At 48.5% G+C, this 12,684-nt stretch carries 2 protein-coding genes; both read left to right on the top strand.

Annotated features, from left to right (window positions below; all coding sequences use genetic code 11):
• Positions 1-38: 38 nt before the first annotated feature.
• Complete coding sequence (locus tag P6910_RS08040) at positions 39-7,319, top strand: hypothetical protein (protein ID WP_317145751.1); 7,281 nt, start codon at positions 39-41, stop codon at positions 7,317-7,319.
• A 72-nt stretch (positions 7,320-7,391) separates the two neighbouring features.
• Positions 7,392-12,629, top strand: a complete 5,238-nt coding sequence (locus P6910_RS08035) for a hypothetical protein (RefSeq protein WP_317145750.1) — start codon at positions 7,392-7,394, stop codon at positions 12,627-12,629.
• Positions 12,630-12,684: the final 55 nt, after the last annotated feature.

Below are 12,684 nucleotides of genomic sequence, written 5' to 3'. Positions count from 1 at the left end.
TTCACGGTAATCAATTGACTCAGCCCTGAGGTGGTTAAATGACAAATGCTTGCCCCAATGCATTAAGCCTTGCTGTGATCGCTGTAATCAGCTCTTCCATCATTGGCACACAGGCACTGGCCGATCGGAAGCTGCAGACCAAATCTATCGATATTCTGGTCAATGGGCATAAGGAGTTTACCAATGGTGAAGTCATGATTCGGCCGACTTTAGGTCCTGACGGGCAGCCAATACCCAAGTCCGTTACGACCACCTACCCTGCTGCAGACAGAATAAGCATAAACCCTGACCGTCCTCTGTTAACATTTACACAACTTCTTTCTGGTCTAAATGGCGACGCTTCCAGTGTTGATCTGTTTGAAACTGACGAGAATAACGTTGCTCAGAAATACACCAAAATCCTGAAGGTAGGTGATGAGGGAGTCTTCAGGTTCACCCATAACCTTGAAGAAACGAAACTGGTCATTGAAGTCAGAGCCGGAATGACTGATCAGAATTCAGTTGATGCTGTTAGTGCATATCATTGGGTAGATGATGCTGAAGCATTAGAACCTTTGACGAAAAGCGTCGCCCCCTTAGGACTGGTTGGGTTACTGGAAGCTGTCTATGAGAGAACAGGAAACCTGGGTGCAAGCGATCACTACGTTGCCCTTGCCACCATTGAAGTAGAAAAAGTTGCAGTGAACGGACGCACCTTCATGCGTCTTATCGCTTCGGGCGATCAACCCCCTGAATTGCAGCATCTGGATCAATCACTCTTTATCAACGACGATGCCCTCCTGGCAGCAGCCACCTCAGCCTATTACCAGGTTCATGTCGCGGGAGAGGATTTACAACAGCAGACGCTTAATGAACTGTTGGCACACAGCAAACCCGTCGGCTATGTTGTACACGCCGACGATGATGCAAAGGTTTATCCCGTGCCTGCGGGTTATCCAAAGCTGGAAGTTAAAGAAGCTCCGGGAGAGGTCATCGTTTTTCATGGTCAGATGCCGAAACCGGATGATATCGCTTTTGCAGAAAGCCTCTATAACCTCTGGAAAGAAGCTGAGGCTAATGACCTCGTCCCTGCAGTGGCAGCAAAAGTACTAAGACATCATGTCAATAACTACCGGTACGTCATTCGAAGCAGGCAAATGACAATATTGGAGGAGTTTGTTGCGCGGCACGATGCTGAAGTTCACGAAGATCAACCGATGACGCTCACAAACGAAGATAAACTGGCAATGCATGGGCTTGTTCACTATGAATATCTCCAGCAGGCACTAGCCAGTGCCAGTGCAACTCGTTCGACGGATCTCAGGCAATTTGAATTCACAATGGAACACATCAGAGTTGCTTCGGCAGTTATCACGCCGCCCTGGGTGCATACTCAACTCCTGGAACACTTCGGCTTCAGACCCGCATTTAGAAATCTTCTGATAAACCCGCATTTTGTTCAGAATATTGAGAATTTTATACCCGTTTTCAACGATATAAACCAAGCGCAGACCGATCCTCTTGAGAAGGACAAAAAGTTTGCCGCCCAAGTCATAGGAGACATGACCAAACAGCTGCTAAAGAAACTGGACAAGCTGCAGGAAGAAGAAAATAAACTCTTCGGAATTCGAGACAACTTAAAGGACACTTTGAAGCAAGTCCATGTCAGTCGAAAGGAAAAACTGAAAGCACAACGCCAGTATCGGAAAATTGAGGATAAGCTTGCAAAGCTTCATGTCGAACTGGACGATCTGGAAAATCTGAGGCTGAAACGTCTGCTGGAAGTTGAACAAAATCCGGAACTGGAAACACAAGTTCATAATATCAGAACAGAGGCCACAAAAGCGATTAACGCTCAAATGGCTACAGAGCTTGGTATCGACAACTGGGATGATACCCTGCCGCTCGAAGAACAGGCCAGACTCATCAGAAATAAAATTCAGGAAATAAAACCATCGGTTACCACAACAGAACAGTCTGATGAAGAAACTGTAAAAGCAAAAACGGCGGGCATTGGAAACAAAGAACGCTTTATTTTGGTCAATGAAGATGAGCTGGCGGCCCTGGAAGCTCAGCTGGGCATTGTCCCGGATAAAGAAGATGACCTGAAAGCCCGTCACGAGAGGCTTCTGAAACATTTTGAGCAGCAGACAGAACAGAAAAACCAGTTAGAGAAACTTCAGCAGAAAGCCGATCGGGTTTCAGAGCTGGAAAGGACACTTCTTACCGTCAGGAGAATTGCCAGAAAAACTCACTACGCTTATACGGCAGCCAAGCTGGGTATTGATGACTGGGATGATACCCTGCCACACGACGAACAATTCAGACTCATAGAAAAGAAAATTAATGAAATATACAGTTCGATGGCCGCAACAGGGCAGCCTGATGAAGAAACTCTAACAGCAGAACCAACGGCTATTGGTAGCTGGCGAGGCATTGCTCCGGTCAATAAAATCAATCCGCGCACCCTTCTGTTCATTCAACAACGGCTGCAACAATACAGTATAAGACCCGATCGGGAAGTATCGGAAAGGCTGACTATCTTTGAGAATTATCTCGGTCTGGTTCCGGAAAACAAAGATGACCTTAATGCCCGACACCAGGCCATTCAGCAGCACCTGAAGCAGCAGACAACCGAGATCGTTCAACAACCTTTCCAGGATCAACAACAGGAAGCCAGGCAAACTCCAGAGCTGGAACAACTCGTTCGGGATACCAGAGCAGATGCCATAAAAACTCGCAACGCGCAACTGGCAGCAGAGCTTGGTATTGATGACTGGGATGATGCCCAGCCACCCGAAGAACAAGCCAGGCTGATCAGAGAAAAAATTGCTGAAGTCAACCCATTCTTAGCCGCAACACCCGACGAAGACGCCGTAAAAGCAAAACTGGCAGCCATTGAAAGCGAACACGGTATTACCCCAAACAATGAAAACAATCCGGATGCCCGCTATCGGTTCCTTCAACAGCACCTGCCGCAAGGGAGCACCAGCACAGAGACTGGAAAAGACGCTGAAATAAAAGCCCGCTATGCAATCATTGCCGCACATTTAAACATTGAGAATTTTGATAGCAATACAGATATTGACGCTCAACAAGAACGCCTGATTCAAAGGCTTGATAGAATGAAGGCTCGACTGCAACGGCAGCGTCAACAACTTTATGCAATGGCCGTTGAACGCGATTCAGAGAATTCCTACACCAGGGCCAGAAAAAATGCTCTGGCAGCGGTTCCTGGTATTGATCTGACTGAAGACAAGACACTGAAAGATCGCGCCGGCCTGGAGTTAACAATACGTTCCAAGCTCTTCAGGCTCAGAGATCTGGAAAAAGAACTGGATGACATCAGAACACCAGGCCACCCCAAAGCCACGCCTGTGGTGCTTTGGAAGCTGCTTACCGTGGAAAAAGCCCTGGAGATGAATCCACCCAGTGAAGAGCAGGATGAGTATCAACGCCGCCAGGCCATTTCTGACGACATCAAGTCACACATCGCAGACGCCAGACAGCGGGCAGAGGAAGAGGCCCTGAGCGTACTGGCAGCCATAGAACAAGTTTTCGCCATCAATGTCAACGAAGATGATGGCAAAGCAGAAAGACTCGTCAGGGTTCGTACAAGGCTTGATGGCGATGACGTCTCAAAGCAGATGCTGGATGAGATCGTTAACATTCTCTGGCAAGACGACACATTGCTGATGATGAAGAACTTCAAACCCGGGGTCGAGAGCCCTCACAAAAGTATTACCCTTTCTGATGAGAAAAAAGGAAGGCAAGAATGGCTTGATCTACTTGGCAGGCGTCTGACCTATAAAGTCGAAGAAGTGGATCAGCGTGCCAGGGAACAACAAAATCGTTTGCTTGCAGCCGTAGAGGACAATCTGAAGATATACCCTTCTGTATTCATTGCTGCCAGAGAAAGGGGCAAGGTTTTCACTACTAAACTGGCCAGTGATCTGCAGGTAAAGTTCGAGCACGATGTCAGCCTGTCTGACCTGAAGGATGCTCTAACAGCCAAAATTCAGGCAATTCGGGATGAAGTAAACGAAGTCTATGACGATGAAGCTGTGAAAAGAATCCGGAACAATCAAATAGCTCATCAACTCAACATCTGGGGCTATAAAAATCCTGAAAGGATCGACGACCAGAACGGTCTGATTAATGGAAAACTTCAATGGCTGGATGAAGAAATTTTCAAAGCGGGTCAGCCTGATGTTAATGAGCGTATCTCCGCCATTGAGAATGAGCTTGACAGGCAAATGGCCCGCCTGGGGCCGAAGCCCCGATACGTTCTTGATCGTGAAGTAGCCGGAGCCAGGCGAGCACTGAAAGAAGCTGAAAGTGAGCTGGAGACGGCTAATCGCAAACTGGATGCTATGGGTCGCAAACAATGGCTATCTGCACAGAGCCCTACTGACCTCGAACATCCCTCGGTTGAAGATGACCCGGCTGACAATCAGCCAGTAAAAAAGATTCAGATTGAGCTGGGCCTGCCTGCAGGTGACGAGCAGACCGATGCAGAGCGATTTCATAAGATCATGAATTTCCTGCTGCAACAGAGTTCAGAAATACGAGATGAAGTCCTGAAGGAACTGAGGGCCAGAACCCATCTGAACATCCAGATGCATCCCAACCCCGAATCAGTGGGAGAAGGTGAATGCATTATGTCTATTGAATACAATTCAGATAGTCATGGCCGGGACGCAACCGATGAAATCAATGAAGCACGGGATGGATTGTCTTTAACCGGGAAAAAGTACGCCCGGGTCACAGATTTCCTGCGTGAGCACGACAGGAAAAGTAAGGATTTAGCCGAGGCAATCACTGAAGAAGCTGTTGCGCGAGAGAATCTGGTTGGTAAAGAACAGGAGATTTTTGCGCGAGCGAATGCGGTTCCTGAGGAACGGGAGATGTTCGAATCTGAAAACATCAATGAGAAATCGACAAGCTCAAACAAGATCGATTGGGATCTGCTGTGTTCAGCTCTGGATCAGAAAAGAGAAGCTGTATCAGAAGCAGAAAAAGCTCTGGCAGATCATCATGAAGCGACTCTTGACGCCACTGAAGAAGCCCTGGGCCTTAAACCAGACACCTCTGAAACCCATGAACAACGGATTAATGCCCTCAGAAACACACAGAGACAACTGGGCGTTAATGACCGCGGGATCCGACAACCGATTCAGGAACTGGTCCGTCAGGGTCGTCTGAAAGCTGAGATTAAAGCCAGGAAAGCAGACATAGAGAGACTGAAAAAAGTCCTGGAGGCTGCCGAAAAAGCCGTCATCAATGATAACGGTCCTTTTCAGTACACGCCGCGACAGGTAAAAGTTCTGGACGCTATCTACAAATTCACGCAGCACCCTCTGAAAAAACAAGCTCTGAAAGCCGCAATGGGTCTGGCAGAGGCAGCAAGCCGGAGCGGTAAGCCAATACCATTCCTTACGACTTTCGATTTTGACGATGAATTAGCACCCATTCGCTTGCAGGCAATGGCCGGAGACGATCTGACCTTTGATCAGACCAGCCGGATTGTGGACGTCTTCAGGAATCTGAAGACCAGCTTCCCGCACACCCCTGACGAGCCTGCAGGATATCAGACTCAGAATGTCCTGGAAGAAGTCCACAGGCTTGTGCAATTGTCCAGGCAAGAGATAGAAACAGGGGCACAAGAATACGACGAAGCAATTCGTGGCATGGGCTCAGCAGGTATTCACTACGTCCAACATGAACCGAGGGACCTGAAAGGCTTCTCGGAATACCTCACTAGCCGTTCTGCCAGCGGTAACAGGATCATAGCTCTGCTACGGGAAGGTCTGATCAGCAAGGTTGAACTTGAGAACTATATAAAAGCCGTCAGAGTTGTCGAAGGTTATCAGACAGTGGCTGAATTTGAACACTTCCTGGGCTACAAACATGGCGTCAATGTGCCTCACTTCAAAGCCGTTGTTCAGAAGCTGTCTGACAAGGGTGTTGAAGAATTCATGCAGAGTGCCATTTCTCCGGTGAGCATAACAGCAACTGGCCCGAAAGGTATGAAAGAATCTGTTGCCGGCATGAAAGAGTACGCAGCTGCTGTCATCGCCAATTACGTGCTTGATGATATTGCCTTTGAAAACGGCCGCAGGACGGCAGTATTCCTGACCAATGTTCAGGATACCCTGACACCTTATGCCAATGCTGCCGGTCTGTCTGAATCAGACCTGATCAAGGTGATCCATGGTACATTGAAGCAGGCTCATGCCGCCGCAATTGAACGACAGCTGTCAGATTACTGGATCAAACCTTCTGCCTTCCTGGTACAGGCTGTCACCTGGTACTACTCCAGCTTCAAACCACTACTGGCGACCACTGACAGCCGGAATGCGGCCAAACTGTCTCTCTCAAGTATGTCGTACCTCTATCTTCTGGATCTGACTAACCGGGGTGACTACCTGCACAGAATGCTCATACCTTTCCAGCACTGGCTGGAACATTACGGCATTGATCCTGACCGAACCGGCCAGTATGCCTATCACAGTGGCATTGAACAAATCTCTGAAGTGGGCGGGCTGGCCATGCCATTGGGCAAGGCGGCTTCCTCAGTCATTTTGCTGAGAACCGGCTCTATGTTATTCGCCCGGCAGCACAACGCTAATCCTCAAATGTATCGCAGCATTTCCCGTCTGGTGCCGGAAATAGTGAAATCCATGGGTTCAGGACAGGGAGTTCAGGTACCGCTGCTGCACAGGGTGACACCACAAAAAGTGAAAACACTGGCCTCTGCCACAGCCAGTCTGGTACTGGGTCCGGTAGCCACTGTCGGAGCATACGCCCACGGCCTTATATCCGGATTCACATACGCCCAAAACTTCGGGTTCGCTCTGGCGTCGGGCCTCACTTTCGACTTCTTTATGAACGACAACAAGATGCTCACTCAATGGCTGGGCGGACCTCTGGGCCGCAGTCTTGACAAGATTAACCGCTGGCTGGGCGTGGGGGAAACGACAGAGGAATATGTGCAACGTACGACTATTGCCAGGCCCCAACACTTCGATGAAACCGATGAAGCCTATGCAAACCTCGTTAAAGCAAATAGCACCCTGTATGGCTGGACGCGACACGAAAATTACCTGCAGTTCCGCGAACGCCGGGATCGCACCATGAAACTGTTTGAGCATAGCTGGGAGAAATACTTCAGGGAAAATATGCCCAAATGGTCATTCTCCCATGCAGAAAGTATTCCTTACTTCTACACTCTCGGAACCTCCTTCGACTGGCAACAGGGCAATAATAAGAAAGCGCCTGTTCATGAAAAGAGAAATGCCCCTCAATCAAGCTTTCTACCTGCTGCCTCAGCAGACTAACTTAATTAAAACCCGCCGGGTGTGACAATCACTCTTCACGGTAATAAAAATACTCAGCTCTATGGTTTTAGAATGACAAATGCTCGCGCCAATGCATTAAGCCTTGCAGTGGCCGTTGCAATCAGCTCTTCCATCATTAGTACACAGGCACTGGCTGATCGCAGGCTGCAGACAAAATCTGTGGATATTTCCGGCAGTGAACCTGTGGAGTTTATCCAGAGTGAGGTCCTGGTTCAGCCAACTTCAGGTGATGACCAGCAGCCCATTCCCAAATCCTTTACCACCACCTACCCTGATCAGACAGAAGTCAGAGCGGGCTACGACATACCTTCTGAAGGCTTCACAGATATTCTTTTTGGCATCGAGGGTGGCGTTACCAGCGTTGACCTGTTTACAACCGGCGAGAATGACGTTGCTCAGAAGTACACCAAAGTTCTCAAGGTCGGCGATGAGGGTGTCTTCAGGTTCTCCCATAACCTTGCAGAGGGTAAACTGGTCATTGAAGTCAGAAAAGGAATGACCGATCAGAATTCAATTGCGGCTGTTCGTGCTCAATCAGGTGACATTCAACCATTAGACCCCTTTACAAAAATTGCCACTCCCGATCAACTGACCAGAGTGCTCAAAGGGGCCAACGAAAGAGCAGGAAGTCTTGGCGAAGCTGATCACTATGTTGCCCTTGTCAGCGTTGAAGTAAAAAAGGTTGCAGTCAACGGGCGCACCTTCATGCGTCTTATTGCTGCAGGCGATCAGCCTCCTGAACTAAAACGCCTGGGACAATCGCTCTTTGTCAATGATGAGGCGCTTTTTGCAGCAGCCACCTCTGCCTATACCCAGGTTCATGTTCTGGGGGGAGATATACAACAGCAGGCCCTGGTGGATCTGTTGTTTGATAATAAACCCGTCGGCTATGTTGTATACGTTGATGATGACACTCAGGCATATCATGTACCTGAAAATTATCCAAAACTGGAAGTGACTGAGACTTCGGAAAAGATTATTGTTTTCCGTGGTCAGAAACAGAATCCAGCCGACATAGCTCTTGCGGAAACTCTCTGTTCCACCTGGATGAAATGTATCGGCGACTCCCCCGATCCTGCGATAACAACACTGGTTAAAAAAGACAAGCTCAGAAGCTACCAATACTCCATTCGAAGCAGGCAGATGCAAATGCTGGAGGAATTAGCTGCATATCAGGATATTAAATTTGATACCTATCAACTGGAGATGCTTGCGTACTATGAATCTCTCCTGCAGGCATTGACCATTGCTACTCCAGACAAGGCAGATGAATTTGAATTGACATCAGGACATATCAGAGTCGCTGCCTCGGTCATCACGCCAAGCTGGCTGCAAATTCAACTCGCAAAACACTTCCGCTTCAAACCCAGACTCAGAAATCTTCTGAATAATCCGCACTTTGTTGAGAGAATTCAGGAAATCGAGCAACGGGTTTCTGCAACAGGAAAGTCTCGAAAAGAAGCCATAAAAGAAATACTGGCGGACCTTGAGAACACACTCGAAATTACTCCTGACAATGAAAACGATCTGGATTTACGCTATCAGCATATCCAACAATACCTGCATCAACATGAAGAACTAATCCATGGGGCAGTCCGGCATAAACTGGCTATCTTTTTTGAAGCTCAGCCTGGTCTGGTCCCTGATAACAAAATGGACACGCAAGTGAGCACCATTACAGTGTCTGAAAAAGACACTGACATCAAAGCCCTCTGTGCAACCATTGCCAGGTATTTAAACATTCAGGATTTTGATAGCGATGCAGATGTTGACGTTCAACAAGAACGCCTGGTTCAAAAACTTAAGACAATGAATGCTCAGGGAGAAACACTGCGTCAGCAACTTAAAGCAATGAGTGCTCAGGAAGAAAATCTGCGCGAACAACTTAACACAATGAGAAACCTGCTCGATAGGGAGGCTTTTTACACCAGAGCCAGAAAAGACGCTCTGGCAGAGGTTCTTGGGATCAATCCGGGAGAAGACCCCTGCCTGGAGGACCGTGCCAGCCTGGAAGCAAAGGTAAATGACATGCTCTTCGAGCTTTCAGAGCTGGAAACAGAACTGGAAGACATCAAAACACCAGGCCATCCCAAAGTCATGCCTGAAGTATTGGGGAGACTTCTTGCGACGTTAACAGGTCTGGAGGGAAAGAGTTATTTCCATTGCAGAGAAAAGGAGAATGTCTATGACCTTCGTCAGTCCCTTTCTGAAAAAATGCATCTACACATCAGGGAAGCCAGAAAGCGGTCAGAGGAAGAGGCCCTGAACGCACTGCACGGCCTGGAAATATTACTCAACATCAAAGTCAATGTAAGTGAGAACAAGGCTGCAAGACTGGAAAGGCTTCTTGCAAGACTTGATGCCCGTCATGTTTCAAATTTTGAGCTGGATGAAATGCGCAGGATACTCTGGGATGCTGGCGGGCCAGACAGAGATCTGGAGGAAAATCCGGCAGGGATGAATATTAAGCTCAACATCATTCGTGATCGTCTCAGGTATATTGTTGAAGAACCGGGTCAGCGGGCCAGAGTACGACAGGCAGTTCATCTTATCGTTCTGGAGGACCAGTTAAATATCGCCCCTTATGAAAACTCTGCTGCCAGAGAGAGAGGCAAAAGTTTAACAGACAAACTGGCCAGTGATCTGAATATAGAGTTTGAAGACGATGCAGAACTGTCTGACCGGCAGTATGCCCTGGGAGACAGAGTTCAGGAATTACGGGATGAACTGTACGAAATCCATAAAGATGAAGATGCCAGGAGAGCCTGGAACAATAAAATTGCACATCAACTCAAGGTTATAGATTATAAGGATGATACCAGCATAGACGTCCAGAACTGTTTAATTAGGGCAAAACTGCAACAGCTGGAGGAAGATGTTTTCAAAGCGGGTCAACCTGACGCTAATGAGCGTCTTGCAGCCATTGATGAAGAGCTTGACAGGCAAATCGCTCGCCTGGGACCTAAACCCCGATACATTCTTGACAGTGATGCAGCCAGAGCCAGACGAATGATAGCAAAAGCCGAAAGCGAGCTGGCAGTTGTTCATTGCAGACTAAACAGGCTTAGTAACAATATGGACGATACCGACCGTATACGAAGCATTAAAGCACTTCAGACCGAGTTGAATCTGCCTGGTCAAGCGCAAACCCTCGCAGAGCGGGAACAGGCCCGTCTGGAGGACGAGATTGAAACCAGAAAAGCAGATATTGAGAGGATGAAAGGATTCCTGATGGCGACAGAGAAAGCCATCGAAAATGACGGTAGCCCCTTCCAGTACACGCCGGAACAGGCAAAAGTTCTGAACGACATCCGCAAACTCACGCAGCAGCACCCTCTCATAAAACAAGCTCTGGAAGCCGCCATTGGCCTGAGAACAGCAGCAAAAGAAAGCGGTAAGGCAGTACCAAGCCTTGTCACTTTCGATTTTGACGATGAGTTTGCACCGATTCGCTTGCAGGCAGGAGTCGGAGACAAACTGACGTTTAAACAGGCCAGCCGGATTGTAGAAGTTTTCAAGAGACTGAAGACGACGACCTTCCCAGACCCCACTCTCGTGCAACCCCGGAATGCCATCAAAGAAGTCAACTGTCTGGCGCACGGGGCATGGGATGAGACAGGAAATGGGGCACAAGAATACGACGACGAAATTCGCGATATAGGCTTAGCAGGTATTCACTGCGTAGATCGTGAACCGGAGGATCTGAAAAGCTTCTCAGAATACTTCGCTAGCCATTCTGCCAGTGGCAACAGGATAATCACTTTAGTTCGTGAAGGTCTGATCAGCAAGGCTGAACTTGAGAACTACATGAAGGTCGTCAGAGGTCTCGATGGTTATCAGACAGTGGACGAATTTGAACATTTCCTTGGCTACAGACACGGCGTCAATGTGCCTCACTTCAAAGCCGCTGTCCGGATGCTGTCCGACCAGGGTGCTGAGAAATTCATGCTGAGTGCCTTTACACCAGCGTCCGTGACTGCATCTGGCCCGGCAGCTATGAAAGAGTCGGTTGTCGGCATGAAAGAGTACGCCGCTGCTGTCATCGCCAACTGCGTGCTAGATGATATTGCCTTTGAAAATGCCCGCAGGACGGCAGCATTTCTGGCCAATGTTCAGGATAGCCTGACACCTTATGCCCATGCTGCCGGAATATCTGAATCAGAACTGATCAAAGCTATCCATGGCACATTGTTACAGGCTCATGCCACAGCGGTCGAGCAGCAGCTCAATGATTACTGGGTCAAACCTTCAGCCTTTCTGGTACAGGCTGTGACCTGGTACTACTCCAGCTACAAGCCACTATTGGTGACCCATGACGTATGGCAGGCTACCGAGCTGTCCTTCTCAAACATGTCGTTACTCTATCTTCTGGATCTGACCAACAGGGGTGATTACGCCCACAGAATGCTCACACCTTTTCAACACTGGTTGGAACTTTATGGTGTTGATCTTGATCGGACCCGGCAATATGCCTACCACAGAGGAATTGAAAAATTCTCTGAAGCGGCCGGGCGGCTGGCCATGCCATTGGGCAAGGCGGCTTCCTCAGTCATTCTGCTGAAAACCGGCTCCATGCTGTTTGCCAGACAATACAACGCCAACCCGCACAGGTATCGCAGCATTTCCCGTCTGGTTCCGGAAATAGTGAAATCCATGGGTTCCGGTCAAGGGGTTCAGGTACCGCTGCTGCACAGGCTGACACCACAAAAAGTGAAAACTCTGGCCTCGGCTACAGCCAGTCTGGCGCTGGGTCCGGTAGCCACTATCGGAGCATGCGCTCATGGTCTTGTATCTTGGTTCACCTATGCTCAGACATTTGGATTTGTTCTGGTGTCGAGTCTCACTTTCGACTTCTTTATGAACGACAACAGGATGCTTACTCAATGGCTGGGTGGACCTCTGGGCCGCGGTCTCGACAAGATTAATCGCTGGCGGGGCGTGGGTGAAACGGACGCTGAATATTTGAAACGTACGGCTATTGCCTCACCTCAACGTTTCAGTGAAAACGATGAAGAGTACGCAAACCGTGTTAAAGAAAATGACATGATGCATGGCTGGACTCGACACGAAAATTACCTGCAGTTCCGTGAGCGCCGTGATCGTACCATGAAACTATTTGAGGATGGCTGGGAGAATTACTTCAAGAAAAATGTGCCTAAATGGTCGTTTTCCCATGCAGAAAGTATTCCTTACTCCTACACTCTGGGTGCCTTCTACAATTTGCAACAGGGCGATGATCAGAAAGCTCCGGTTCATGATAGGATAAGTGTGAGAGTTTGGAACTTCTGAACTCAAAGAGACGTCTCCACTAAAAGAGCCTGAAGCTACTCAAATAAGCGATTGA

This window comes from Endozoicomonas sp. 8E (assembly GCF_032883915.1).
In the GTDB taxonomy this organism is placed as follows: Bacteria; Pseudomonadota; Gammaproteobacteria; order Pseudomonadales; family Endozoicomonadaceae; genus Endozoicomonas_A.
This window is presented reverse-complemented; position numbering and strand designations above follow the sequence as displayed.